22 protein-coding genes are annotated in these 23,955 nt (G+C 39.2%); 17 read left to right on the top strand and 5 right to left on the bottom strand.

Features of this window, described 5'->3' with window-relative positions; translation table 11 throughout:
* Positions 1-177 precede the first annotated feature (177 nt).
* Together AC3KVK_RS14410 and cutA are read right to left on the bottom strand one after the other, a co-directional pair.
* Positions 178-1,968: a protein-disulfide reductase DsbD gene (locus AC3KVK_RS14410; RefSeq protein ID WP_490311772.1), complete on the bottom strand. Its 1,791-nt coding sequence runs from the start codon at positions 1,966-1,968 to the stop codon at positions 178-180.
* The gene (cutA, locus tag AC3KVK_RS14405; protein ID WP_490311773.1) at positions 1,968-2,285 is read right to left on the bottom strand and encodes a divalent-cation tolerance protein CutA; all 318 of its coding nucleotides are present in this window, start codon (positions 2,283-2,285) and stop codon (positions 1,968-1,970) included. The genes AC3KVK_RS14410 and cutA overlap by 1 nt, the downstream gene beginning before the upstream one ends.
* Positions 2,286-2,478: 193 nt before the next feature.
* Between cutA and AC3KVK_RS14400 the strand changes: the two genes are divergently transcribed.
* From AC3KVK_RS14400 to AC3KVK_RS14380, 5 genes are all read left to right on the top strand, one after another.
* The gene (locus AC3KVK_RS14400) at positions 2,479-2,976 is read left to right on the top strand and encodes an FxsA family protein (RefSeq protein ID WP_490311774.1); all 498 of its coding nucleotides are present in this window, start codon (positions 2,479-2,481) and stop codon (positions 2,974-2,976) included.
* A gap of 109 nt (positions 2,977-3,085) precedes the next feature.
* Positions 3,086-3,373 carry a co-chaperone GroES gene (locus AC3KVK_RS14395; RefSeq protein WP_086744754.1) on the top strand — a complete coding sequence of 96 codons (288 nt, stop codon included), beginning with the start codon at positions 3,086-3,088 and terminating at the stop codon, positions 3,371-3,373.
* A gap of 67 nt (positions 3,374-3,440) precedes the next feature.
* The gene (gene groL / locus AC3KVK_RS14390; RefSeq protein ID WP_490311775.1) at positions 3,441-5,087 is read left to right on the top strand and encodes a chaperonin GroEL; all 1,647 of its coding nucleotides are present in this window, start codon (positions 3,441-3,443) and stop codon (positions 5,085-5,087) included.
* Between the two features lie 218 nt (positions 5,088-5,305).
* On the top strand, positions 5,306-7,462 hold the full coding sequence (locus AC3KVK_RS14385; RefSeq protein ID WP_490311776.1) for a winged helix-turn-helix domain-containing protein: 2,157 nt from the start codon (positions 5,306-5,308) through the stop codon (positions 7,460-7,462).
* A 134-nt stretch (positions 7,463-7,596) separates the two neighbouring features.
* Complete coding sequence (locus tag AC3KVK_RS14380; protein WP_490311777.1) at positions 7,597-8,961, top strand: S41 family peptidase; 1,365 nt, start codon at positions 7,597-7,599, stop codon at positions 8,959-8,961.
* Positions 8,962-9,166: 205 nt separating this feature from the next.
* Here AC3KVK_RS14380 and AC3KVK_RS14375 read toward each other — a convergent pair whose 3' ends face one another.
* A complete protein-coding gene (locus AC3KVK_RS14375; protein ID WP_490311778.1) occupies positions 9,167-11,644 on the bottom strand; it encodes a penicillin-binding protein 1A in 2,478 nt (825 codons plus the stop codon).
* A 135-nt stretch (positions 11,645-11,779) separates the two neighbouring features.
* Here AC3KVK_RS14375 and AC3KVK_RS14370 point away from each other — a divergent pair, with 135 nt between their 5' ends.
* The 9 genes from AC3KVK_RS14370 to AC3KVK_RS14330 all read left to right on the top strand — a co-directional run bounded on the left by AC3KVK_RS14370 (position 11,780) and on the right by AC3KVK_RS14330 (position 20,596).
* Positions 11,780-12,859, top strand: coding sequence for a pilus assembly protein PilM (locus AC3KVK_RS14370; RefSeq protein ID WP_490311779.1), 1,080 nt, complete (start codon positions 11,780-11,782; stop codon positions 12,857-12,859).
* Entirely contained in the window at positions 12,847-13,413 is a 567-nt protein-coding gene (locus tag AC3KVK_RS14365; RefSeq protein ID WP_490311780.1) for a PilN domain-containing protein, read from the top strand. The genes AC3KVK_RS14370 and AC3KVK_RS14365 overlap by 13 nt, the downstream gene beginning before the upstream one ends.
* Entirely contained in the window at positions 13,410-14,009 is a 600-nt protein-coding gene (locus tag AC3KVK_RS14360; RefSeq protein ID WP_490311781.1) for a type IV pilus inner membrane component PilO, read from the top strand. Before AC3KVK_RS14365 ends, AC3KVK_RS14360 begins: the two co-directional genes overlap by 4 nt.
* Complete coding sequence (locus AC3KVK_RS14355) at positions 14,009-14,539, top strand: pilus assembly protein PilP (protein WP_490311782.1); 531 nt, start codon at positions 14,009-14,011, stop codon at positions 14,537-14,539. Before AC3KVK_RS14360 ends, AC3KVK_RS14355 begins: the two co-directional genes overlap by 1 nt.
* A gap of 19 nt (positions 14,540-14,558) precedes the next feature.
* Positions 14,559-16,604, top strand: coding sequence for a type IV pilus secretin PilQ (locus tag AC3KVK_RS14350; protein ID WP_490311783.1), 2,046 nt, complete (start codon positions 14,559-14,561; stop codon positions 16,602-16,604).
* Between the two features lie 151 nt (positions 16,605-16,755).
* Entirely contained in the window at positions 16,756-17,274 is a 519-nt protein-coding gene (gene aroK / locus AC3KVK_RS14345; protein WP_086744747.1) for a shikimate kinase AroK, read from the top strand.
* A gap of 22 nt (positions 17,275-17,296) precedes the next feature.
* Positions 17,297-18,376 carry a 3-dehydroquinate synthase gene (gene aroB, locus AC3KVK_RS14340; protein ID WP_490311784.1) on the top strand — a complete coding sequence of 360 codons (1,080 nt, stop codon included), beginning with the start codon at positions 17,297-17,299 and terminating at the stop codon, positions 18,374-18,376.
* Complete coding sequence (locus AC3KVK_RS14335) at positions 18,366-19,757, top strand: AAA family ATPase (protein WP_490311785.1); 1,392 nt, start codon at positions 18,366-18,368, stop codon at positions 19,755-19,757. Before aroB ends, AC3KVK_RS14335 begins: the two co-directional genes overlap by 11 nt.
* Before the next feature lie 20 nt (positions 19,758-19,777).
* Positions 19,778-20,596 carry a Dam family site-specific DNA-(adenine-N6)-methyltransferase gene (locus AC3KVK_RS14330; protein WP_490311786.1) on the top strand — a complete coding sequence of 273 codons (819 nt, stop codon included), beginning with the start codon at positions 19,778-19,780 and terminating at the stop codon, positions 20,594-20,596.
* Here the strand turns inward: AC3KVK_RS14330 and AC3KVK_RS14325 are convergent, their stop codons facing one another.
* A complete protein-coding gene (locus tag AC3KVK_RS14325) occupies positions 20,597-20,818 on the bottom strand; it encodes a DUF2970 domain-containing protein (protein WP_490311787.1) in 222 nt (73 codons plus the stop codon).
* A complete protein-coding gene (locus AC3KVK_RS14320; RefSeq protein ID WP_490311788.1) occupies positions 20,781-21,095 on the bottom strand; it encodes a hypothetical protein in 315 nt (104 codons plus the stop codon). The genes AC3KVK_RS14325 and AC3KVK_RS14320 overlap by 38 nt, the downstream gene beginning before the upstream one ends.
* Positions 21,096-21,277: 182 nt before the next feature.
* Between AC3KVK_RS14320 and rpe the strand changes: the two genes are divergently transcribed.
* The 3 genes from rpe (at position 21,278) to AC3KVK_RS14305 (ending at position 23,695) form a co-directional block, all read left to right on the top strand.
* Positions 21,278-21,949 carry a ribulose-phosphate 3-epimerase gene (gene rpe, locus AC3KVK_RS14315; protein WP_490311789.1) on the top strand — a complete coding sequence of 224 codons (672 nt, stop codon included), beginning with the start codon at positions 21,278-21,280 and terminating at the stop codon, positions 21,947-21,949.
* A gap of 103 nt (positions 21,950-22,052) precedes the next feature.
* Positions 22,053-23,057: a tryptophan--tRNA ligase gene (trpS, locus tag AC3KVK_RS14310; RefSeq protein ID WP_490311790.1), complete on the top strand. Its 1,005-nt coding sequence runs from the start codon at positions 22,053-22,055 to the stop codon at positions 23,055-23,057.
* A 59-nt stretch (positions 23,058-23,116) separates the two neighbouring features.
* Complete coding sequence (locus tag AC3KVK_RS14305; RefSeq protein WP_490311791.1) at positions 23,117-23,695, top strand: anthranilate synthase component II; 579 nt, start codon at positions 23,117-23,119, stop codon at positions 23,693-23,695.
* Positions 23,696-23,955 lie beyond the last annotated feature (260 nt).

The raw sequence follows: 23,955 nt of genomic DNA, 5'->3' as shown, positions 1-23,955 counted from the left end.
AATAAACTGTTTTCTCTTTTCTGTGCTTTAAATTATGTTTTAAAGCAGTAAATAGCAACTTTTTTTCACTTTAGCGCACTATTATAGAGCGTTCGAAGAAAATAGCAGCAAAATACTGGTCTAATCAGCCAGTAGGCGTTTGTAACAAAAAAGCGACTCATTGAGTCGCTTTTTTGTTTATAGGTTTTGCAAATGCCGTAATTGTTTGAGATGTTGACTAAACTCGGCCGCATTTAGAAAGCCAGTTACTCTTTGTTCGGTTATTTCATTACCTTGTAGGTCAAAGAATAAAATGCTCGGTAAGCCAAAGACTGTAAAGCGTTCCATAAACTGCATTGTAACCTCGTCAGACTCAGTAAGATCAGCTTTAAGTAACATGTAATGCTTAAACTCAGTTTGAACACGCTCGTCTGGGAAAGTCTTATGTTCGAACTCTTTACAGGCGACACACCACTCAGCATAAAGGTCGAGCATCACAATTTTGTTTTCCTGCCTTGCTCGAACTAACATTTCATCAAGTTCAGCAAGATCTTTAATCGTAGTAAATGTACCCGGTTGGTTATTTATTTGTAGTTGTTCCGTAGCTTGATTAGGAATATCCGTTGGAAAAAGTTGGTTTTTCAAAACACTCAAGCCAGTAAACGCAAGCACAAATGCGCTAGTGCATAAGATCGTTTTAGCTTTGGCTGATTGCGTTTGTATTTGCCAGTAATAAAGATAAATAGCAGTCGCCATAAAGAGCAGCGCGCCTAAGGTGAGAATAATCTTAAAGTCGACAATACGCTCGAGTAGAATAAGCGGCACTAATAACATAATAAAGCCGAACAAAGTTTTGACTTGGTTCATCCAAGCTCCGGCTTTAGGGAGTAACTTGCCGCCAGATGTACCCATAAGTAGGAGCGGGACACCCATACCTAAACTCAATACATATAATGTTACGGCCCCAAAAACGTAATCGCCACTTTGTGCTACATATAATAAAGCCGCAGAAAGAGGAGCGGTGGTGCAAGGTGAGGCGATTAATCCAGAGAGTATCCCCATTAAAAAGACCCCAACATATTGGCCATTTTTTTGCTTGTTACTCAGCTGGGTTAGTTTTGTCATCCATGAGTCGGGTAATTTGATGTCGAAGAAACCAAACATCGAAAAGGCTAGCACTACAAACAAGATGCTAAAACTAATTAATAAAATAGGGTGCTGTAAATAAGCGGTGATATGGCCACCCAGTTTTGCGACAACGAGCCCGAGTGCTGCGTAAGTAATGGCCATACCTTGTACATAAACAAACGATAACATAAACGCTTTTTTAGTTGATAGCGTGCCTGATTGCCCTGCGATTAAGCTGGATAGGATCGGGAACATCGGAAAAACGCACGGAGTGAGTGCTAATCCTAATCCAAGAAAAAAGAACACAGCTAAATTAGTCAACAAGCTTTGCTCGGCCAAGCGTTCAGTCAACGAGGGGGCTGTGCCTGTGTCAGTATTTTTTGGAGTTGATGCATTAACAGTGTTTGTATTTAAAGGAGTGCTAGTGTGATAACTAACTAGCGGAATGCTGATAGTTTCGAGTGGGTAACAAAGGCCTGCCTCAGCGCATCCTTGATAGCGGATTTTTAGCTCGGCCCCTTCGTTAATTTCGTCAAACTTAACTACGGTCACAAACTCATCAAAATACACTTCAGTTTTACCGAAATACTCATCTTCTATCATTTTGCCGTCGGGCAATTGGGGCTGAGTAAAAGTGGCCTCTTTACCTGCAAGTTGTAGTTTTTTCTTGTAGAGGTAATAGCCGTCGGCAATATCGAAAGCAATAAATAATTGATTGCCTTGTTGATCGAAGTCCAGCTTGAAAGCTTGATCAACTTTAAGAAAAACCGGCTGATCTTTATTTATGAGATCGTCCAAAATATTATTGGCCTGAACAGCAGAAAGCCAAAAGAGGCTCAAAATAAGTACAATAATTCGCATTAACTGATTACCTTATCAATCCAGTTAAAATAGTCGGGGTTACCAGCAATAACAGGAATCGCCTGAATCTCTGGTACGTCGTAGCTATGATGTTGTTTTATTAAAGCAATCACATCATTCACTTTAGTTTGTTGTGTTTTTATGATCATTTTACTTTCAGTACTGGTTTCTAACATGTCTTGCCAAATGTAAAGTGATTCGACCTCAGGCAAAATGTTAACGCAGGCGACAAGTTTGCTTTGCAATAAATGCGTTGCAATGTTGCGTGCTTCAGCTTTGTTTGTACAGGTACAGAAAATTAAACAATATTGTGACACTCAAACACCTCGGTAATACGTAAAAATAACTGAACTAGATTGCTCTTTTATAACGTACTTTTACTTATAAATCAGTAAAAGAGGATGTTCAGCGAATAACATATGTCGTGATGGGGTTACATCGCAACGTGTTCACTTGAAATAAGACCCGACGATCCCCATTTAACTTTCATATTTAGAAAAGAGAATCGTTATGTTTAAAGCCCTTTTTATATTATTTATTATTATCCCAATTATTGAAATTGCATTATTACTTCAAGTCAGTGAGGTTATTGGGGGCTGGAGCACATTAGCATTGGTGATTGCGACCGCATTTATCGGCGCTAAATTAGTCAAGCAGCAAGGCGTCAGCGCATTGCAAAATGCGCAGTTACAGATGGCTCAGGGACAAATGCCTGCGAACGAATTGTTGGCCGGTGTGTGTATTGTTATTGCAGGTGTCATGCTATTAACTCCAGGTATTATGACCGACGTGCTCGGTTTATTATTGCTTACACCTGCGGTGAGAAATAAGTTAGCTGCACAGCTTGCTAAAAATGCGCAGGTTAAAATGTCAGGCCAGTCGCAAAGTTTTTATTACCAAAATACGTCTCAGCCAAATACCTACGAGGCTGAAGATTTTAGAGAAGTACCTGAACAACGGCTTGAATCAAACGATGCGTTAGAGGGTGAGTATCAGCGTAAAGAATAATTTTTAATTTTTTACTTGGGATTTGTTTAGTCAATCCCCATTTATGAAGTCATATTAAACCTTAGTTAATTTTTTCTGAAACAACAGAGATAGTTAGGAGAACAATCCAATGAATATTCGTCCTTTGCACGACCGTGTAATTGTTAAGCGCTTAGAAGAAGAAACTCGTTCTGCAGGCGGTATCGTACTTACAGGTTCTGCGGCTGAAAAATCAACCCGCGGTGAAGTGGTTGCTGTCGGTAATGGTCGCGTGTTAGAAAACGGCGAAGTCCGTGCGTTAGAAGTAAAAGCTGGCGACACCGTTTTATTTGGTTCTTATATCGAAAAGAATGAAAAAATTGAAGGTCAAGAGTACTTGATCATGCGTGAAGACAACATCTTAGGTATTGTGGGTTAATTTAATCCAAGCCTATCAGCATATTTTAATGTTTTTACGAAAATAAAGAATTTAGAGGAATTAAAAGATGGCAGCAAAAGAAGTTTTATTTGCAGGTGATGCACGTAGCAAGATGCTAGCGGGTGTTAACGTATTAGCAGATGCAGTTAAAGTAACACTGGGTCCAAAAGGTCGTAACGTCGTAATCGATAAGTCATTTGGCTCACCAATCATCACAAAAGATGGTGTATCAGTTGCTAAAGAAATCGAACTTGCAGATAAGTTTGAAAATATGGGCGCCCAAATGGTGAAAGAAGTTGCTTCTAAAGCCAATGATGCTGCGGGTGATGGTACGACGACAGCAACGGTTCTTGCTCAATCAATCGTTAATGAAGGTTTAAAAGCTGTTGCTGCAGGCATGAATCCAATGGATTTGAAGCGCGGCATCGACAAAGCCGTGATTGCAGCGGTTGCGGAATTAAAAGCTCTTTCTGTACCGTGTGCTGATGCAAAAGCGATTGCACAAGTGGGTACTATTTCTGCAAACTCTGATACTGAAATTGGTGAAATCATTGCAACTGCAATGGAAAAAGTAGGCCGTGAATCAGGCGTTATCACGGTTGAAGATGGTCAAGCATTAGAAACTGAATTAGATGTTGTAGAGGGCATGCAGTTTGACCGTGGATATTTATCTCCGTACTTCATCAACAATGCAGAAAAAGGTGTGGTTGAGCTAGATAACCCATTTATTCTTTTAGTGGATAAAAAAGTATCAAATATCCGTGAACTCTTACCAACACTTGAAGGCGTAGCAAAAGCGGGTAAGCCGTTATTAATTATTGCTGAAGACCTTGAAGGTGAAGCGCTTGCAACACTCGTAGTGAATAACATGCGCGGTATCGTAAAAGTTTCAGCAGTTAAAGCACCTGGTTTTGGTGATCGTCGTAAAGCGATGCTGCAAGATATTGCAGTATTAACAGGCGGCACAGTCATTTCTGAAGAAATCGGGCTAGAACTTGAAAAAGCGACATTAGAAGACTTAGGTACTGCAAAGCGTGTTGTGATCACTAAAGATGATACAACTATTATCGATGGTGCAGGTGAAGAAGAAGGCATCACAGGCCGTGTTGCTCAAATCAAAGCGCAAATCGAAGAAGCAACATCAGATTACGACAAAGAAAAGTTACAAGAGCGTATGGCTAAGCTTTCTGGTGGCGTTGCAGTAATTAAAGTTGGTGCTGCGACTGAAATTGAAATGAAAGAAAAGAAAGATCGCGTAGAAGATGCACTTCATGCAACTCGTGCAGCGGTTGAAGAAGGTGTTGTCCCTGGTGGTGGTGTTGCACTTGTTCGCGCTGCTAGCAAGCTAGCAGAGCTTCGTGGTGACAATGAAGATCAAAACCACGGTATCAAAGTTGCGCTTCGTGCAATGGAAGCACCACTTCGTCAAATCGTGACGAACGCAGGTGACGAAGCATCTGTTGTTGTAAACAACGTTAAAGGTGGCGAAGGTAACTATGGTTATAACGCTGCAAGCGGTGAATACAACGATATGATCGAAATGGGGATCTTAGATCCAACAAAAGTGACGCGTTCAGCATTACAATTTGCAGCATCAATTGCGGGTCTGATGATTACCACTGAAGCGATGATTGCTGAAATTCCACAAGATGCTTCTTCAGCTCCAGATATGGGCGGCATGGGTGGTATGGGTGGAATGGGCGGCATGATGTAAAATCATTTCTCGTTTATAGAAACGCATTCAGTTTCATTGACGTTTAAAACCCGAGCAGTAATGCTCGGGTTTTTTCTTGAGTCAAATAATACAACCTCAAAAGTGGCGATTGAGCCTTTATCGTGGTAATGATGCTAGATAATAGTGCTTGAAACCGTTGAAATAGGATGTTCTCATAAGGTACTACTTTGATTATTTATAAAAATATCATTTCCTAAATGACAATCTATAAGTCCGAAAATTGGACGTTTAATTCAGATAGCCAAGAATTAACCTACAGTGATGGACGCATATTACAGCTTCCTTCTCGATTAAGCGCATGTCTCTTAACGTTAATCTCTTCTGCAGGAAAAACAGTTAGTTATGATGAGTTGTTGCTAAAAGTGTGGGGAACGACTCATAAAGATGCAAGTACCATCTCATCGGTTATATCTGAATTAAGAAAAATCATTGGCTGCGATAAAGCCCAAAATAAGCTCATCGTGACTGTGCCTAAGCGGGGGTATCGTTACTCTAAACCTGTAAGTGTTGTTGACGATGGACAATTGTTGATAATTAGTGACGAAAAAGAGCCCGACACAAACAAATTAGATGAAAACCCATTCGAGTTTCGTCAGGCTTTACAACAACCTAATACCTTAAACCTTTCACTTCAAGTGGATGCGAATAGTAAAACCTTCAGGCTTAAAAAAACGTTAGGGTTAATTGCGTGTGTAACTTTTTTAGCTCTGATTATTATGTTTTATCTCATTGGTAATTCTTTAAATAAAAGCTCTCCAAAGGTGGATGGTGCTTACTTACTCAGTAATTATGAAGTGCTTTCTCATGAAGGTGGCAGAGAAAATGAATTTGATGTGAGTCGAGATGGGCGTTGGTTAACTTATGTAAATAAAGGTAAAAATGTTCAACCTTCCTTAATTATTCAAGAGTTAAACTCAGGTCAAAAGCAGATATTGACCGCGAGTGGTGATTATTACTTTGGTTCTCCGGTTTTTTCTAATAATGGGAAACAAATTGTATTTCATAAACAAACAAAACAGCGATGTGAGGTTTGGCTCGCTGATTTTGGGGACTTTAAACTTGAATCGAGAAAAACCCGTAAGCTAACGAATTGCGGCAAAGGAGGCTTTTGGTCAACAACCGCATTTTCCAACGATGGGAATCAGGTTTATTTCTCGCGGGCTAATGAATTAACCGATCCTTTTAAAGTTTACCAACTTGATCTGAGAACTGGATTTGAGCGTAGTATTACCTCGCCAACAACTTCAGGGCGGGGGGATTATGGTTTTTCAGTATCGCCTGATGGAAAGTATTTAGCTGTTGTTAGAAATGTACTTTGGCAAGAAAGCCATATTTTATTAACGAATACGCAAGATAGCCAAACTCAAGTGGTTCTTGAGCTGCCTTACTTGATTGCTAAGGTGGGCTGGTGGGACAACAAGCACTTTGTGTATTGTGATAAAAACGAGGGAGTATGGTCTTACAATGTGGCCCTTAAACACACCACAAAGTTGGCTCAAATAGATTTCTCCTGTAATTATCCTGTTGTAGCTGTAGAGCAGCTCTATGCGATTAAAAAAGTTAGCATCAAAAATGCTATTTGGTCTTTATCCAAAAATGAGTTCGATGAATTTACCATTCAACCACTAATAGACAGTCCATATTACGATTTTAATGCGATGTTCGGCCCTGAAAATAGTGTGTATTTTCTTTCAGAGCGCTCTGGTTCAAAGCAGCTTTGGCAACAAACAGAGCAAGGTTTTCAACAGCATAAACAGGTGAATTTGCCCGAACATGCCAGAGAACTCGAATTTTCAATAGAAACAAATACTGTGTATGGATTATCTGAGAAGCGTTTGTTTCGATATGATCTCAGCTTGAATGAATTAGAGTGGCTCTCGAAAGAGCAGCATGAAGTTTTTAATTTTAGTATTTCTGACGCTGGAACGTTGCTTTTTTCTGAGGGTAATAACGAGTACTGGAGCTTGAAATCACTAGATTTGTTTACGCTTAAAATCATCAATTTAAATATAAACGCATTTTCTGCACGGCAATTTAATGGGGCTCTATTTTTTAGTAAGTTTCATGAAAAAGGGCTCTGGAAAAAAGATCTAAAAACAGGGACTGTAGTTAAAATTTTTGATGAAATTAATATAAAGTTTAATACCTTTTGGGATATTTGGGACGATAGCACCCTTATTTGGGCAACTGATAATCAATTTAAAATATTTGATTTGAATGCGGCTAAGCAGCTTGATAATAACTTAGCTTTCGATGGCCATGTTGGATTTCTTAAATGTAGCTCAGCGCGTTCAATGTGCACATTTTCGTTTCGTGAAAGAGACGAATCAGAAATAGTTAGATTTATTCCATAATTTAACCTTCTGAATTTGTTGGGTATATTTAAACTTTGTTTTTCCAAGGAATTTCCAAAGGTTTTCCTGAATTGTTTTTTGTTCTTTTTAAGTATGATTTTTGGCAGACAAAAAATTACTGATAAAGGACATTTATGAACAGATACACTGTGTGGGCATTAATCGTTTTACTATGCTTTTTTAGTACAAGCTCGCAGGCAAAAGATCGCTTATCTATGATGTTACAACCGCATCAAGTGAGTGAAGATTTAGAGCAATGGCTGTTATTTCTTGACAGTACACATCCGCAACTTTCTTACACTGTTAACAATGTTGATGCTTTTTATACTGAGGTTGAACAGCTAAAAAAAAGCATTTCTAAACCGATTTCTGTACGTGATTTCTGGAAAAAGGTCACCGTTTTTAATTCAGTATTAAATGATGGCCACACGGTGATTAAATTACCTAACCTGAAAGTATTCGCTAATCAACACATCGAAAGTGGCGGTGGGCTATTTCCGTTTCAAGTCATGTTTGATCAAGAAAGATTGCTAATCAAGTCAAAACCAGATGGTGAAGAGACCGAATATAGAGGAAATGAAATTACCTCTATTAATGGTCAAAAAACCAAAGATTTCCTTCAACCGCTTTTAGAAAGAACGAATGGGGATAGTGTTCGCTTTAGAAGAGCGTTATTGCAAAGGCATTTAGCTGAATACATTTGGTTATATTATGGTGACATTGAGTCATTTGACTTAACGCTCAGTAAGTATGGTCAGCAGCAAAGTAAAGCTTTCACTTCAAGTCGGGTGAAATTTAAATTAAAGAAGACTTTTTCTGAAGAGTTCAAATTTGAGATTTTAGATAAAAATAATGCGATCATTACGCTCAATACCTTTAGCTGGGGTGCAGACTATAAAGATGTGATTGAATTTTTACACCATGCATTTGAGCAAATTCAGCGCAGTCACATTACGCATCTCATCATCGATGTACGTGAAAATGGTGGTGGTGACGACGCGATTTGGATTGATGGTATTCTACCTTTTATTGCTGATAAAACTTGGAGAACTGGCAGTCATAATAAATTTAAAGTTTTAACAGGTCGGGCGACTGAAAAGCGTCAAGTTGGGGATGTTGTTGAAAGCGAAAATAGCTTTAGACAAGTGAATGCTCACGTTAAAAAGTTTACAGGCGATGTGTCTGTTTTAATTGGCGCTTTTACGTATTCATCATCAATATTATTCGCGAATGTCATTCAAGATCATCAGTTTGGCGTGCTAGTTGGTGAGAAAACGGGTGGGAAAAGTGGTCAAACTGGCGGAACAAAAGCGATGACCTTAACTCACTCTCAACTAAAAGTAGTCAGCCCATTTTTCTATTTAGAACGGCCAAAAGGTGGAGACAATCATAATCCTGTAGAGCCTGATTTAGTGATTAATTACGACAAGACTATTCCTGTACAGTTAGTGAATAAGTTAATTAACCTGCGTAATGCACAGCCTAGAGAGGTTTTTTAAAGTATGAAATCCTCAGTATGCATAAGTTTATGAAAAGCATATTAATGGAGATTTAATGCAAAAATGTAGAAGAGCATAAAAACCCGGTTTAGCGGGTTTTTATGACGTAAATAAAGTGCAGGTTTTAACATTAATCATTTTTTATAAATCAACCTCAGCGTGTCGAGGTCAGTGATAGAGCGATTGTATGTTTGACAGGTGCTCATCAAAACAGCTCTTCTTCAGTTTCGTTAGTTTGTTCAGGCTCACTTACTTCAAAGATAGCGTCATTATTAGGTTGAGCGTATTGCGTTGGTACGGTTGATTTAGTGAAATATTCAAAACCGCTAGTGTGATCTGTTTTTTCACTTAATAGACCCGTTGCATAGTCGATTCTTACTGATACAAGCCCATCAGGCTGATAAACGGGGGCGCTAGGCATGCCTTGCAGTGCAACTTCCATGAACGCTAACCAAGCTGGTAGAGCTGTTTTTGCGCCTGATTCTCCACCAAAGGTTTGATCTTTTCCGAGATTGCTATTGTAGCTAGTTCGGCCAAGAGGGATGCCTGGGCTATCAAAACCAACCCAAGTAGTGGTTAAAAGGTTGCGATTAAACCCGGTAAACCAAGTATCAACCGCATCATTGGTTGTACCTGTTTTACCTGATAAATCATGGCGTTTGAGCTTTTGAATTCGCCAACCAGTGCCGCGCCATGATGTTTTATGTTTCCAGCTACCACCTCCCCAAATAGCACTTTTCATTGCATCGGCAATTAAAAATGCATTTTGTGATGAGATAACGCGTGGTGCATATCTAAAGTTGGCGTTTTCATTGATCTCTTCATCGCTACACTGTGCGCATGCAATGGCCGGTTGTGCAACGACCAGTGTTTCATCATTCGCATCATGTATTTTTTCTATGAAATATGGATTGATAAGGTGCCCACCATTTGCAAAGGTCGCAATACCTGTTGCAAGCTCAAGTGGTGTGAGCGCCATGCTACCAAGTGCCAAAGATTCATTGCGCTGAATATCTTGCGGTTTAATGCCAAAATTAAGCAGGTAATCTGCAGTCTGGTGAAGACCCACGCCCCTTAACAATCGTACAGAAATGACGTTTTTTGATTCGGCAAGTGCGCGCCTAACTAAAATTGGCCCGATATAGATTTCAGGATTATTTTTTGGCCGCCATGCCGTACCGTTACTTTTGTCCCATTTATTGATTGGGGCATCATTGACAATGCTAGCTAAGGTATAGCCATTATCTAGCGCAGCTGAATAGACAAAAGGTTTTATATTTGAGCCCACTTGGCGTTTAGCTTGTGTGGCACGATTGTATTGGCTTTGCTCGAAACTGTAGCCGCCAACAATGGCCTCAATGGCACCATCTTGCGGGTTTAATGAAACAAGCGCACCGGATACTTGCGGAATTTGCGACAATTGATATTGACCGGTTTGAAGTGGTTTTAGCCAAACAAATGCACCTGGGTGTAAAATATCCGAAGTTGTAGAAGGAGCTGAACCTTGCTTTTTATTACGTAAATAAGGACGAGCCCACTTTAAGCCATCCCAATCGATAGTGACAAATTGACCGTCTTTGAGCAAAGCGGTCATGCTTTGTTCAAATGTTTCGGTAACTACCGCCGCTTTTAGATCATTAATTTCTTGCTTCTCGGAAAGGAAGTCTAAAATATCGCTTGGCAGCCAGCTATTGTCAGTTTCTGAATTCCATAAGTATTGTTCTGGGCCGCGGTAACCATGGCGTACATCATAACGCTCTAAGTTTTCAATGACCGCTTTTTCGGCTGCCATTTGGGTGGTCGAATGAACTGTAGTATAAACGCGGAATCCTTTATTATAAGCGTCTTCAATACCGTATAAGCGAACCATTTCAGCTCGAACCATTTCTGATATATAAGGAGCGGATACTTCAATTTCAGCACCATGAAACTTGGCTGTAATTGGCTCTTGGATGGTTTTTTTGAAAAGATCTTCAGTAATGTATTTTTCGTCTAACATTCGCGCCAGAACGATATTGCGACGTTTTTTAGCTCTTTGCGGATGACGAATAGGATTTAAAGCTGAAGGTGCTTGCAAAAGACCTGCGATCATTGCGTGTTGCGCAAGTGTTAATTCACTAATGTCTTTACCATAATAAACTTGTGCAGCAGCACCGGCACCAAAAGCACGGTTGCCAAACTCCATTTTATTTAAATACAGAGTCAGAATTTCATCTTTTGTCAAAAGTTGTTCTATATGAAGCGCGATAAAAATTTCTTTTATTTTGCGTATATAGGCTTTTTCTCGAGTTAAGAAGAAGCCACGCGCGACCTGCATTGTTAAAGTACTTGCGCCTTGTTTTTTCTCTCCAGTTGAAATAACAACGATAGCGGAGCGTAAAATACCAATCGGATCGATGCCTGGGTGGTCATAAAAGCGACTATCTTCCGTTGCGATGAGTGCATTGACGAGATCTTGCGGGATTTGTTCGCGCGTTAATGGGATACGGCGTTTCTCGCCGAATTGATTGATTAGCTTGCCATCTTTACTGAAAACTAACAGTGGAGATTGCAGCTGTACATCTTTTAAAACCTGGACACTTGGAATGTCAGATTTGACGTAATAGTAAAGTGAAACGATCCCTAAAATACCGACAACGGTACAAATGATAAGAAAACGTAAAATGTTTTTAAATAAAGTCACTTAAATATCCTTCAACAGACTCCCATTTAGGTTTTAACACTGGTAGTATATCCTGATTAAAAAATGAATAAAATTTTTTCGCTAGATTTTATAAAGTTATTATAATTATAAAAAAATAGGGATAGCGTTAGGGTTATGTTAACAAATCTAATAAAAAAGCCAGTGGTATGGATGGTAGGAATCGATATAGGTTCACACTCTGTAAAAGCTGTCTTACTCAGCCAAAAAGACGCTCACATGCGCCTTGAGGCGATAGCAATTGAGCCAATGCCTAAAGGTGCGATGGTTGAGCGTTCAATCCAAGATATCGAAGCTGTCTCTCGTGTAATTAGCAAAATTCGCAAAAAAATGCCTAAAAGTGTTCAGCAGGCAGCAGTGGCGGTGTCTGGTCAAACCGTTATAACGAAAGTTATTTTTATGGATGTTGCGCTTTCTGATGCTGAACTCGAATCCCAAATAGAAATTGAAGCCGATAGTCTTATTCCTTATCCGTTAGATGAGGTCAGTTTGGATTTCGAGAAGCTTCATATTAACGAAGCTGACCCATCAAAAGTAAATGTGCTTCTTTCTGCCGCTCGGACTGAAAGCATCGAAGCTCGAGTTGGTGCAATTGATGGCGGTGGGTTTATGCCCAAAGTCGTCGATGTTGAAGCGTATGCGTTAAGTCGAACAATTGATCTGTGTTATTCTTCTTTACCGGATGATGCCCCCAATAAAACGGTTGCCTTCATCGATGTTGGTGCCGCGATGACATTGATTAGCGTGGTGCAAAATGGTGACACTGTTTATACCCGAGACCAAGTATTTGGTGGTGAGCAATATACAAATACAATTGTATCTTATTACAACAAAAGCTTTGATGAAGCTGAGTTGGCCAAAATAAGTGGTGACTTGCCTCCTAACTATACGTTTGAGGTATTGGCGCCATTTCAAACTGCATTTTTGCAGCAGGTCAGGCGCGCGGTACAAATGTTTTTAACAACTAGCGGAAAAGACCAAATAGATTACATTGTGTTGTCTGGCGGAACGTCTTTAATTCGTGGCCTTGATAAATTGCTCGTGGATGAATTAGGAATTCACTCAATAATTATCGATCCTTTTAACCAAATGGAGCTTGCTCCTGGTGTTGACAGAGAGCTGTTAGATAAACATAAAGCGCAGTTGGCTGTCGCGACTGGCTTAGCGTTAAGGAGCTTTTCATCATGCCACATATAAACCTCTTACCGTGGCGCGAAGAGTCACGTAAAGAAGCACAAAAGCAATTTTTATCGATTTTGTTTTTGATCACCTTGGTGTCATTTGGATCGATGTTTGCTATCAGTATGGTCTATGGCTCAATGAAAGAAGGGCAGAATGTTCGAAATAACTTTTTGTCAGCTGAAATAGTCGTTCTTGATAAACGAATTGCTGAAATCAAAGAGCTTGATAAAAAGAAAGAAAGCCTTCAGCAACGTATGCGCTTAATCGAAGAATTGCAAAGTAGCCGAAATTTGGGTACGCAAATTATGGATGAGTTAGCCAAAATGGTACCGTCAGGTGTTTATCTTACTAGCTTAGAGCGTCGCGATAGAGCCTTGCAAATCATCGGTAAAAGTGAGTCTAACAACCGTTTGTCATCTATGTTACGTCAGTTAGAAAACTCATATTTATTTGAAAGACCTGTCATGCAAGATATTACCGCAGCAGAGCAGCAATCTCGCTTATTAAGTGATTTTAATATGCAGTTTAGTGTTAAACCATTTGAGCAAATCGGTGAGGGCGAAAAATGAAAATAGATTTAAATGCCCTCAATGAGATCGATCTGAGTGAATTAGATCTTGAAAACATAGGCTCATGGCCCCTTGTTGTGAAGATTATCACCGGCATTATTACTGCGGCTGCAGTGTCTTTACTCACTTATAACCTTTTTGTGTCAGGTGAAATTGAAGGGTACGATCGAGCACTAGAGAAAGAAGAAGAGCTTAGAACTACTTTTCGAGTCAAATATGCGGTTGCGAGCAACTTAGAAATTTATAAACAGCAAATGATCGAGATGGAGGATAAGTTTTCTCAGTTGTTGAAACGCTTACCGACATCGAATGAAACCCCAGGTTTGCTTGATGACTTATCTTATGTTGGAACCACAAGTGGCTTAACATTTAACAAGATTGGCTGGTTACCGGAGATTGAAAAAGAATTTTATACTGAACTACCCATTAAAATCGAAGTGGTGGGTAGTTACCATGAGTTTGGAGAGTTCGTTAGTAAGGTTGCACAATTACCTCGTATTGTGAGCCTTCATGACTTCAGTATAAAATCGAACGGTGATGAACGACTACAATTTAGTGTTGTAGCGAAGACTTATCGTTATGAGGAGGCACAATAATGAAAAAAATCATGTATATTGTGTTACCTTTAGTGTTAACAGGTTGTTTTGATGATATCACTGAACAACAAGAATTTATCAATCAAGTACGTGCGGGAACAAAAGCAAAAGTAGAACCTATCCCAGAAATAACTAAATTTGAGCATTTTGTTTATAATGCTCAAGAGTTGCGTAGCCCATTTGTGGCTCCAAAGCCTGAGGTTATTCAAGATAATTTGCTGCAAGTGCAAAATTGCCTGCATCCAGATCCAAAACGTAAGAAGGAACCATTGGAAGGTTATCCGCTTGATAACATCGCAATGAAAGGGACGTTGGGGAGTGGAATAAACACTTGGGCGTTAATAACTGCTTCTGATGATACTTTGTACCGAGTTACTCGTGGTAATTACATGGGCTTATATCATGGTCGAGTATTGCAGGTTAAAAGTAGTTATATAGAATTATTAGAAATGATACCTGATGGTGCAGGATGTTGGAAAGAACGCCTGACAAAAGTAGAAATAGTGGAGGCGGGCAATGCATCCCAATAATAAAATAGGGCTTAATTATATGCACAAGGGAATAACTAAGTTGAATCAACGACTATCAGCAATAATTTCATTATTGTTTTTACTGATGGCCACTTCAGCAAGTGCCGTGCCTTTGTTATACGATGTACGATACAACCCGCTATTAGAGGGCGAAACAGAAATTGAATTTGTGTTCGATGAAGAGATCTATATTGAACCAAAAATTCAGGTTTTTAGTGAGCCAGCTCGTATTGAGTTATTTTTTGATGAAGCAGATTATGAAGAAAATTTAACCGAAGTATTAATTAATAAAGCGGGTGTTAAAAGAGTCACTCATGAATTTCAAAATGATGGCTTTAAGGTTACTATTTATTTAGACCACCTAAAAATTTACCAGACGCGTACGGATAAAAATTTATTTTATTTACACGTATCAGATAACCCAACACAAGACGTTGCAGAAACAGCCTCTATCGATGATTCTCAAACTTACATTAACAAGATTCAAGCTGTTGATTTTCGCCGCGGCGAAAAAGGTGAAGCCCGTATATTGATCTTCATGCAAGAAAATATGGCTGCGATAGATGTTAGTGAACAAGCAGGTAAAGTGGTGGCTGTTTTCCACAATACGGACATTCTTGATGATCTTCTCTATCAGTTAGATGTAATGGATTACGGTACAGTTGTTAGCACGATTGAAACGTTTAAAGACGGGGCTAATAGCCGTATCGTGATCGATACAACGAGTGAATTTGATTACAACTATCAGCAGTTAGATAATATTTTTACGTTAACCGTTGAGAAAGATACATCTAAAAAGAGCTTCTTAGGTGATGGTAAAAACTACCAAGGCAAGCCCATGTCACTTAATTTTCAAGACATTTCGATTCGTTCGGTATTGCAAATTATTGCTGACTTAAATGGCTTTAACTTGGTAACCAGTGACTCAGTATCGGGTAATGTCACTCTTAGACTAGATGGTGTTCCATGGGATCAAGCCCTTGATATCGTGCTTCGAGTAAAAGGTTTAGATAAGCGCATGGATGGATCAATTTTGATGGTTGCTCCAACAGAAGAGTTAGCAGCAAGAGAAGCGAAAGAATTGCAAGCTAAGCAGGCCGTTGAAGATTTAGAGCCACTTTATAGTGAGTATATACAACTCAATTATGCTAAAGCTGAAGAGTTCTCAGGTTTACTTACCTCACAAGGAAACTCTATTATTTCTGCTCGAGGTGCGGTCTCAGTAGACCCACGTACAAATACTCTCTTAATTAAAGACACAGCCAAGAGTATCGAAAATGTTCGTCGTATGGTCGAAACATTAGACGTTGCGGTTAAGCAGGTTGTGATTGAATCTAGAATGGTCACAGTACGAGATAATGTCCAAGAAGATTTGGGAATACGTTGGGGATTTAGTGATCAGCAAATGACTGATGGTATTGCAGGGACTATTACTGGAGCTGAAAAAATATCTAAAGGCATTATTCCATCTTTAACAGAGCGCTTAAATGTTAACTTACCTGTAAGTAGCCCAGCTGGTAGCATCGGGATGCATGTTGCAAAACTCGCTGATGGTACGTTAATCGATTTAGAATTATCAGCTCTTGAGCAAGAGAATAAAGCTGAAATTATCGCAAGCCCGCGTATTACTACGGCAAACCAGAAAAAAGCCAGAATTGAACAAGGTACTGAAATTCCTTATGTTCAAGCTGCTTCGAGTGGTGCAACAACGGTAGAGTTCAAAAAGGCAGTATTAAGCTTAGAGGTAACACCACATATTACGCCTGATAATAAAGTGATTTTAGACTTAGTTATCACGCAAGATACACGAGGTGATACAGTGCAAACACCAACAGGCCCTGCCGTTGCGATTGATACGCAGCAAATTCAAACGCAAGTTTTGGTCGAAAATGGCCAAACAGTGGTGTTAGGTGGGATTTATCAGCAGCAAATAGTTAGTAGCACTAAAAAAGTGCCGCTATTAGGGGATATTCCTTACCTTGGTACCTTGTTTAAGTCGACAAGCGAACTAAATGAGAAAAAAGAACTACTTATCTTCGTTACACCAAAGATTTTAAAAGACTAACGAAAAATAAAAAGGCCCATATGGGCCTTTTTATTTCATTTCACTTGAAATACCTATTCGAATACTGAGATAATCAGCCCCTTAATTTTTGGGGCCAGCTCAGTAGGCGGGGTTTATTTTAAATTTTAGAGTTCGATTGTACTAAACAGATATGGCTGAAAAACGTAATATATTTCTAGTGGGTCCAATGGGTGCAGGTAAAAGCACTATAGGTCGTCATTTAGCAGAGCAACTACACCTCGAATTTTTCGATTCTGATCAAGAGATCGAACGTCGTACAGGTGCAGATATTGCTTGGGTTTTCGACATCGAAGGTGAAGAAGGTTTTCGACGTCGTGAAGAAACTGTAATTTCTGATTTAACTGAAATGCAGGGTATTGTTCTGGCAACTGGCGGTGGCTCAGTTATCAGTAAAGATGTCCGCAATAAGTTATCAGCACGTGGTATTGTGGTTTACCTGGAAACTCCAATCGAAAAACAAGTCGCTCGTACTCAAAGAGATAAAAAACGTCCTTTGTTGCAAACAGAGGAAGATCCGAGAGAAGTGCTCGAGCGATTGTCAGAAGAACGTGTTCCTTTATATGAAGAGGTTTCTGATATTGTTGTTCGCACAGACGAACAAAGTGCAAAAGTAGTTGCAAATCAAATTATTGAAAAACTCGATTTTTAAGAGTTAAAGGAGAAATACGCTTATGCTTGAATTGACCGTTAATTTAGATGAGCGTAGTTATCCAATCTATATTGGCCCCGGAATTTACCAGTCCGGGGTTGACCTTTCTAAGTTCATTCAAAGTAACAGGCCGGTTGTTGTTACAAACAATATTGTCGCGCCGCTATACCTGGACACACTTCTAGAGCAGCTAGCGTCATATAACCCATTACATATTGTTTTACCTGATGGTGAGCAGCATAAAAACCTTGCTTCATTTGAGTTAGTCTCAGCGTTTTTGCTTGAGAATAATTGCGGGCGTGATACGTGTTTAATTGCCTTAGGTGGTGGAGTGATAGGTGACCTTACGGGCTTTGTTGCAGCTTGTTATCAACGGGGTGTTCCATTTATTCAAATACCCACGACACTGCTCTCTCAGGTTGACTCTTCAGTAGGGGGGAAAACAGCGGTCAATCATCCGCTAGGCAAGAATATGATTGGTGCTTTTTATCAACCTGACATGGTGCTGATTGATACGCTCAGCCTTTCAACATTACCTGCTCGTGAATTTTCAGCGGGAATGGCTGAAGTAATTAAGTACGGTTTAATTTATGACACTGAGCTATTTGAATACTTAGAAAAAAATGTCTCTAAATTGAAAAGTCTAGATAATGACGCATTGCAGCATGTTATATACCGCTGTTGTGAAATTAAGGCGTTGATTGTCGCTGAAGATGAAAAAGAGCAAGGCGTTAGAGCATTGCTCAACTTAGGGCACACCTTTGGCCATGCAATTGAAGCTGAAATGGGCTATGGGCAGTGGCTCCACGGTGAGGCTGTTGCTGCGGGTATGATGATGGCATGTCAATTGAGTGAAAATAGAGGGAAGTTGCAACCAGTTGAAGTGACAAGAGTTCAACGCTTATTGGAAAGTTTTGACTTACCTGTTTCGTTTCCATCAGATGTGACATACGAGGCATTTATTAAGCATATGAAGAAAGATAAAAAGAATAAACAAGGAACGATTCGATTTATCCTACCAAAATGTTTTGGTCAGTGTGAACTGGTTTCTGATGTTACTTTGAATGAACTGCAGGAGCTGATATCTCCTAATGCAAGCTAAGATTCTACCTAGTCGTCAGGCATTGGTAGATCGTATCGAGCTTCAATATGAGTATGGTCAGCCAATCATATGTTTACTCGGCCAGTCAGGTATTGGTAAAAGTTATTTACTTGAATCTTTTGTCTCAGAAAAATATCAAAATCATACAAAATCATACGTACAACTAACGGCTAAAATGACTGATATCTCAGTCATGAACTCAGTCCTCGAACAATGTTTTTCCTCCCCTTTAATCGATCAAACGCTTAGTTTCTCAGAAAATTTTAATGAGTTATTTCAGCACAGAGATGCCCAATATCTTTTGATAGTGCTAGATAATGTTCAGCACAGCAGCGATCTATTGTTAAATGAATTTGAGTTGGTAGCTAAGCAACACTCTCAATACGTTAAGTTTTTATTAGCTGCAAATAAGCCAGTTCCAATAGCCTCAGCTACTCACATCCATTTAGAGCCAATTAGTCCAGATGAAAGCCGACAATTTTTAGCTATGTACTATGACGAGTTACCACATCGTTATGATCCTGTTTTTATCAGTTTTCTAGACTCTGCAAACGGCAATCCAACATTGCTACTAGCTTGGCAAGACTTTCAGAGCAAACAAACTGAGGCTGCAAGCTCATCGAAAAAGCATGTTTACGTAATAGCAATTTCAATACTTTTGATTTTCTTACTTGTTATTTCAGCTTCGTTTTATGTTTTAGTGTTGAAGAATCAAAAGCCTGTGTTGCTAGAAGCAGAAGAACAAACTTTAAACCCCGTACCACTGGTACTTTCTACTGATAAGTTTTCAGAAATAACGACTTCAGCAGGGCTAGTTGATGAAAAAAAACCAGAGTCAATTAATGCCAGTGTCAGTGATGTAAATGAACTTTTGCAGTTAAATACTGAACGCTTATCTAATAAGCAAGAGCCTTTTACTTCTACTCTGCCAGAAAACAAAAACTCGACTCAAGCAATCTTAAATGAGCTGATGGCGAATAAACTGCAGTTAGTTGAAGAGCCAAATATTGAAAAAGAATTCAGCTCTGATTATAAACCCGAAAAAGCGATAGAATTATCAACACCTGTTGTAACGGTAGCTTATGATAATCAATGGTTTGTTGAGCAATCACAGCAGTTGGTCATGCTACAGCTTATAGCGGTGAGTGATGAAGAAACATTACAGCAGTTTCTGATGAATCACACACTCAATCAGGTTAGAATATATCAAACACAGCGAAATAATGCGCCATGGTGGGTGGTGACGATAGGGCCATACCAAAATATCACGCAGAGTCAGGAAGCTAAACAACAGCTAGAAGCTAGTTTATTGGAATTGGCTCCCTTTTCTAAAACGATAAAAACGATACAAGCAGAAATTGCTCGTTTACAGCCTAACTAAAAAAGATTGCAAATTAATAAATGAAACAAAAAACTCGCGCTTTTCTAAAGTGGGCCGGTGGAAAATACAGTTTAGTAGAAGAAATTGCCAAACGCTTACCTGAGGCTGATACCCTAATTGAACCTTTTGTAGGGGCTGGTTCTGTATTTTTAAATACAGACTTTAAGCATTATATTCTTAATGACATCAATGCAGATTTAATTAATCTTTATAATGAATTAAAAAACGAGCCAGATGAATTTATTAGTGATGCACGTAAGCTTTTTGTCGATTTAAATAATCATAGTGATGCTTATTATCAATATCGCGTTCAGTTTAATGCATGTCAAGACGCCTATGAGCGTGCAATCTTATTTTTATACCTTAATAGGCATGGCTACAATGGCTTATGTAGATATAATCTAAAAGGTATTTTTAACGTGCCTTTTGGTAAATACAAGAAGCCATATTTCCCTGAAAAGGAGCTGTACTTCTTTTCCGAAAAGGCTCAAAAAGCAACGTTTACCTGTAAGAGTTATTCTGATGTATTTCAGGATCTCCCTAGTTCTTCTGTCGTGTATTGTGATCCACCTTATGTGCCTTTGAGTAAAACAGCTTCATTTACTTCGTATGCAAAAGGCGGATTCAGTTTAGATGATCAGGCTCAGTTAGCTAATCTAGCTGAGCAAAGTGCGTTTAGGTTTAATACTCCTGTACTAATTTCTAATCATGATACAGTTTGGACAAGAAAAATTTACGCTCAGGCATCACTTGATATGATACAAGTAAAAAGGACGATCAGTCCTAAAGGCGGTTCTAGAAATAAAGTGGATGAGTTAATGGCTTTGTATAGTAAGTAGTCAAGCTAGAATAAACTGAATTAATAAATAGAGAGAAAAGATAAAAATAGTAAGGCAGATCATGCCTACGGCGATTAATGTAACCGCTGAATGTTCAGTGGCATCGGATTGTCGCTTTCTTTCGCTTTGCACTCCAAAAGCCGCAGCTGCAATACTCTGCAAAATTGAAAGGATATTATTCAATTTAGTTTGTTGGTGTAAATTGCGCTGATGATGGTGCATCTTTTTCGGAATGACTCAGTAGCTCTAACAAATCCAAATAATGAAATTGAGCGCTTCGGCTGTCTCCTTTGAGCCAGGAAAACCAACTTTTATTAGAAGCATTGTCTAAACGACATTGTGCTAAAGCGCGGTTATACGCATATTGGTTCGAATAATTACTCGTACAGCTGCATTGTGTATTTTGAGAGGTTGGGGTGGTAATCACAGAAAAAGTAGTCGCTGAAAATAAGGCTACAGATGATGCAACCAACATTCGTTTTGTTCCCTTAACTATCATAGCTATTCCCCTTCGTATAAAACGTGTTCAAAGCTTAATCAAATAAAGGGTAAAAAACAAGAAGAATGATAAATAATATATATGCGAATATAAATAATATTAATCATTTGTTAAATGTTTGTAAAGGTGAAATTCAAAATAAAATAGTATACATTAGCAACCCTATTATTTGAGAGGTGATCATGTCTAAATTTCTAATTGCACCATCGATTTTATCAGCAGACTTTGCTCGCTTAGGTGAGGATGTTGACGCAGTTTTGGCTGCAGGAGCTGATGTTGTTCATTTTGATGTGATGGATAACCACTATGTGCCCAATTTAACAATCGGTCCTATGGTTTGCCAAGCACTTCGAGATTACGGTATTACAGCACCTATAGATGTGCACTTAATGGTTAAACCTGTAGATAGCTTGATACCTATGTTTGCAAAAGCTGGGGCGAGTATTATCACGTTTCATCCAGAAGCGAGTGAGCATATTAACCGCACTCTGCAACTAATTAAAGAGCAGGGATGTCAAGCTGGTTTAGTATTAAACCCAGCAACACCACTTTCTTATTTAGAATATGTGATGGATAAACTAGACGTGATTTTGCTGATGTCAGTTAATCCTGGTTTTGGTGGACAAAGTTTTATTAATCAGACCCTTGATAAACTTAAACAAGTCAAAGCCCTGATAAAAGCTTCGGGTCGAAACATTCGCTTAGAAGTAGATGGAGGGGTGAATGTTGCAAATATTAAAGAAATTGCCGAAGCGGGTGCTGATATGTTCGTCGCGGGCTCGGCTATTTTTAATCAACCCGATTATAAGGTTGTCATCGATCAAATGAGAGCGGAATTAGCACAAGTCAAATAAAAACGCGTATTTCACTTTGCTGATGGCTAACAAAGGATTAAAATCCTAGGTAATCAACGCATAGTTAAGTACGATTTATCATTTTAAAGAGAGAAAAACAAACATGAGTAAACCTGTTGTATTAAGTGGCATTCAGCCAACTGGCGGCATGACGATTGGTAATTATATTGGTGCAATTAATCAATGGCTGACCTTACAACAAGATCATGATTGTTTTTTCATGTTGGTTGATTTGCATGCAATCACCGTGCGCCAAGAGCCTCAACTGTTGAAACAGCGTGTCCTAGATGGTATTGCTTTATATACAGCGTGTGGCATAAACCCTGAAAAGTCGGCATTATTTGTTCAGTCTCAAGTGCCAGAGCACGCTCAATTAAGCTGGGTACTTAATTGCTATGCACAAATGGGTGAGCTTAACCGTATGACTCAATTTAAAGATAAGTCAGCAAAAAATACCAATAACATTAACGTTGGTTTATACAGCTACCCAGTGTTGCAAGCAGCAGATATTTTACTGTATCAAGCCGATCAGGTGCCTGTTGGTGAAGATCAAAAACAGCATTTAGAACTAACACGTGATATTGCTAATCGTTTTAACAATATTTATGGTGATGTCTTTAAAATTCCTGAGCCTTATATTCCTGAGTTTGGCGCGCGAGTGATGAGCTTGCAAGATCCGACCAAAAAAATGTCTAAATCAGACGAGAATCCGAATGGTTATATAATGCTGCTAGATGAGCCGAAAAAAATAGAGAAAAAGCTTAAAAAAGCAGTGACGGACTCTGATGAGCAAGCGCGTATCTATTTTGATCCTCAAGAAAAAGCCGGGGTATCTAACTTATTAACGCTATTATCCGTTGCAACTAAGCGCTCTATCGAGCAGTTAGTTCCTGAATATGAAGGGAAAATGTACGGTCATTTGAAAAAAGATACTGCAGATGCTGTTGTTGCAATGATAGAGCCCATTCAAGCTCGTTTCCATGAAATTAGAGAAGATCAAACTCGACTCGATCAAATTATGCGCGCAGGTGCGGAAAAAGCCGGCGAAAGAGCAGAGAAAACACTAAAAGCCGTTTATGATGCGGTTGGGTTTATTCCTCGTCCGTAATCAATATCGTTGTTATTAAGCCAGGCAACGCCTGGCTTTTGTTTATCAGAGAATTATTTATGTTGTTAATGATCGATAACTACGATTCATTCACCTATAACTTGGTCCAGTACTTTCAAAGACTTGACCAACATGTTGTGGTTAAGCGCCATGATGAAATAACAGTTCATGATATTGCTAAGCTTAACCCAGATCACATTGTCATTTCCCCAGGCCCTAAATCCCCTTCAGAAGCGGGTGTATCGCTCGACGTTATCAATAAATGCCGTTTCGATTACCCTATTTTAGGAATTTGTTTAGGGCATCAGACCATCGCGCAAGCCTTAGGGGCGAATATAGTGAGAGCCAAAGAAGTAATGCATGGCAAAACGTCTGTCATTAGACATAACAACTCGGGTGTATTTGCAGGGCTGAATAATCCTTTGACTGTGTGTCGATATCATTCGTTGATTGTGGAGCTGAACTCGCTTCCTGCGGAATTAGAAGTCACAGCTTGGGTCGATCATGAGCGGGAGGTTGAAATTATGGGGCTTAAACATAAATCGCTTCCGCTAGAGGGAGTTCAGTTTCACCCTGAAGCGATTTTGACTGAGTCGGGCTTAGCGCTATTATCTAACTTTATTAAAACGTATTCATAGCAAGCAAACCTTTTTTAGAAACGCGACGTTTTTTATCAATTCGCATTATCGATTCATCCATACTTTGACTTACAAATAAGTGGCCCTGAGCTAGAATGAAGAGGCTAAATACTGATTTTGCCCTAAAACTAATCATTTATTTGAAAATAATTGCCGTATATTAATGCAGTATTCATTTGGAGAGTTAAATCTATCTAGGATAGCGCCTAAAAGGCTTTTGCATGGAATGGCTTAAATACTTATGCATATTCACTGAAATA

The sequence above is a fragment of the Pseudoalteromonas sp. J2K-J979 genome (genome assembly GCF_058169715.2).
The sequence above is the reverse complement of the archived record's forward strand: the minus strand, read 5'-3'. Positions and strand labels throughout refer to the sequence as shown.

What these genes read in the sequence shown, in the direction of transcription:
- AC3KVK_RS14410 (WP_490311772.1), bottom strand. Translation starts at nt 1,968, where the DNA reads ATGCGAATTATTGTACTTATTTTGAGCCTCTTTTGGCTTTCTGCTGTT.
- AC3KVK_RS14400 (WP_490311774.1), top strand. Translation starts at nt 2,479, where the DNA reads ATGTTTAAAGCCCTTTTTATATTATTTATTATTATCCCAATTATTGAA.
- AC3KVK_RS14395 (WP_086744754.1), top strand. Translation starts at nt 3,086, where the DNA reads ATGAATATTCGTCCTTTGCACGACCGTGTAATTGTTAAGCGCTTAGAA.
- groL (WP_490311775.1), top strand. Translation starts at nt 3,441, where the DNA reads ATGGCAGCAAAAGAAGTTTTATTTGCAGGTGATGCACGTAGCAAGATG.
- AC3KVK_RS14385 (WP_490311776.1), top strand. Translation starts at nt 5,306, where the DNA reads ATGACAATCTATAAGTCCGAAAATTGGACGTTTAATTCAGATAGCCAA.
- AC3KVK_RS14380 (WP_490311777.1), top strand. Translation starts at nt 7,597, where the DNA reads ATGAACAGATACACTGTGTGGGCATTAATCGTTTTACTATGCTTTTTT.
- AC3KVK_RS14370 (WP_490311779.1), top strand. Translation starts at nt 11,780, where the DNA reads ATGTTAACAAATCTAATAAAAAAGCCAGTGGTATGGATGGTAGGAATC.
- AC3KVK_RS14365 (WP_490311780.1), top strand. Translation starts at nt 12,847, where the DNA reads ATGCCACATATAAACCTCTTACCGTGGCGCGAAGAGTCACGTAAAGAA.
- AC3KVK_RS14360 (WP_490311781.1), top strand. Translation starts at nt 13,410, where the DNA reads ATGAAAATAGATTTAAATGCCCTCAATGAGATCGATCTGAGTGAATTA.
- AC3KVK_RS14355 (WP_490311782.1), top strand. Translation starts at nt 14,009, where the DNA reads ATGAAAAAAATCATGTATATTGTGTTACCTTTAGTGTTAACAGGTTGT.
- AC3KVK_RS14350 (WP_490311783.1), top strand. Translation starts at nt 14,559, where the DNA reads ATGCACAAGGGAATAACTAAGTTGAATCAACGACTATCAGCAATAATT.
- aroK (WP_086744747.1), top strand. Translation starts at nt 16,756, where the DNA reads ATGGCTGAAAAACGTAATATATTTCTAGTGGGTCCAATGGGTGCAGGT.
- aroB (WP_490311784.1), top strand. Translation starts at nt 17,297, where the DNA reads ATGCTTGAATTGACCGTTAATTTAGATGAGCGTAGTTATCCAATCTAT.
- AC3KVK_RS14335 (WP_490311785.1), top strand. Translation starts at nt 18,366, where the DNA reads ATGCAAGCTAAGATTCTACCTAGTCGTCAGGCATTGGTAGATCGTATC.
- AC3KVK_RS14330 (WP_490311786.1), top strand. Translation starts at nt 19,778, where the DNA reads ATGAAACAAAAAACTCGCGCTTTTCTAAAGTGGGCCGGTGGAAAATAC.
- AC3KVK_RS14325 (WP_490311787.1), bottom strand. Translation starts at nt 20,818, where the DNA reads ATGCACCATCATCAGCGCAATTTACACCAACAAACTAAATTGAATAAT.
- AC3KVK_RS14320 (WP_490311788.1), bottom strand. Translation starts at nt 21,095, where the DNA reads ATGATAGTTAAGGGAACAAAACGAATGTTGGTTGCATCATCTGTAGCC.
- rpe (WP_490311789.1), top strand. Translation starts at nt 21,278, where the DNA reads ATGTCTAAATTTCTAATTGCACCATCGATTTTATCAGCAGACTTTGCT.
- trpS (WP_490311790.1), top strand. Translation starts at nt 22,053, where the DNA reads ATGAGTAAACCTGTTGTATTAAGTGGCATTCAGCCAACTGGCGGCATG.
- AC3KVK_RS14305 (WP_490311791.1), top strand. Translation starts at nt 23,117, where the DNA reads ATGTTGTTAATGATCGATAACTACGATTCATTCACCTATAACTTGGTC.